This window comes from Mesorhizobium sp. CNPSo 4688 (assembly GCF_057784295.1).
In genome coordinates this window covers 1-1,582 of record NZ_JBWLUY010000074.1, presented here as the reverse complement: position 1 = coordinate 1,582, position 1,582 = coordinate 1, and the positions used below count along the sequence as shown (strand labels likewise).

Sequence of the window (1,582 nt, the reverse complement as noted above, 5' to 3'; positions counted from 1 at the left end):
TTGAACGTACCACTCGGGATAGCGAGGATTAAGGCGCAACGCCTTTTGTGCTGCGTCGAAGCCTTCGGTGGTTCGTCCCGCGCAACTCAGGCAGTAGCCATAGTCCATGAGAATGTCTGCGTCATTGGGATTGAGATCAAAGGCGCGGTGAAATGCTGCAATGGCAGGTTCGTACTGCCCGCTAAAAAGGCGGTGTCCTGCGAGTGCGTAATGGCCCCACGCATCCGCGTCGTCGCGTTCAATCGCGAGATTGGCGTACCGCAAAGCATCAGCCAACGAGGACTCGGGGTCCACGCTGAATCCATCGACTACGTCCATCATGTGCGTCCAGGCAACTTTGGCAAAGGCCTTGCCAAATTTGGGATCAAGCTCCCCGGCCTTGAGGAAGAGTTCGCGCGCGTGCTGATTGCCCTCCTTGGTATTGCGGTCTATGGCCTCCATACCTCGCACGAAGTAGTCCAGCGCTTGAAAGTTCCGTGTCCCCGCGAGTTCCGGGCGCTCTTGCCACGCCTTTAACAGTCGGCCTCCGTGCGCTGTGGCTAAACTTCCAATTATTCTTTCGGTGACATCGTCCTGCACAGCAAAGATATCATCGATGCCTCGGTCGTAGCGCTCTGCCCAAAGGTGCCGACCAGTCTTGCCGTCAATGAGCTGGGCCGTAACCCGGACACGGTCCTTCGACCTCTGTACGCTGCCCTCCAAGATATAGCGGGCACCCAGCTCCCGGCTGGCATCCTGTATCTTGGTGGCTTTGCCCTTGTAGGCGAACGTCGAATTGCTCGCGATGACGAAAAGATCGCGAAACCGAGACAATCCGGTGATGACGTTCTCTGTAATCCCATCCGCAAAGTAGTCCTGCTGACGGTCGTCGCTCATATTGACGAACGGCAGCAAAGCGATGGAGGGCTTATCAGAAAGCGAGGTCGGCGAAGTGGGGGTCGCTTCGGGACCGTCGAGACGCACCGCATAGGCTCGCACAGGGCGCTCAATATTTTTAAGTATCTGCTCACCGTTGTCGTCGAATTGCAGGTCAAGCCGGTTTCCGAGGTGATCTCGCACCGTGCCCGAAACCATCACACCTCCAACGGGAGCAATGCCTTCGAGCCTTGCCGCCACGTTCACTCCGTCACCAAACAGATCGTCATCCTCGACGATTACGTCGCCGAGGTTGATCCCGATCCGGTATCGTATTGCCTGGGTTTCGAGGACGGCTCCGTTTCGGTCCGACATGGCTCGCTGGATATCGACCGCACAAGCCACGGCGCTCACGACGCTTGGGAACTCGGCGAGGACGCCATCGCCAGTCGTTTTGAAAATACGGCCTTTGTGCTCGGCGATCTTTGGGTCGATTAACTTGGCCCGGATTTCCTTCAATGCGTCAAGCGTGCCGACTTCGTCCCTGCCCATGAGCCGAGTGTACCCCGCCACGTCAGCGGCAAAGATGGCCGCGAGGCGACGTTGGACGCTTCCTTCGGTCATGTAGCGCATTGCCTTCACAACAGGACAAGGATTGTACGGGCGACCGCCGGCCGAGTCCACGAGCCGGAACGTCGAGGATGGGTCGTCATAAGCCGGAATTCAA

1 protein-coding gene is annotated in these 1,582 nt (G+C 57.8%); it reads right to left on the bottom strand.

From position 1 onward, the window contains the following. The coding region (locus AC04SH_RS34775) for an adenylate/guanylate cyclase domain-containing protein (RefSeq protein WP_488578076.1) at window positions 1–1,488 on the bottom strand (1,488 nt) is incomplete at its 3' end. Window positions 1,489–1,582 lie beyond the last annotated feature (94 nt).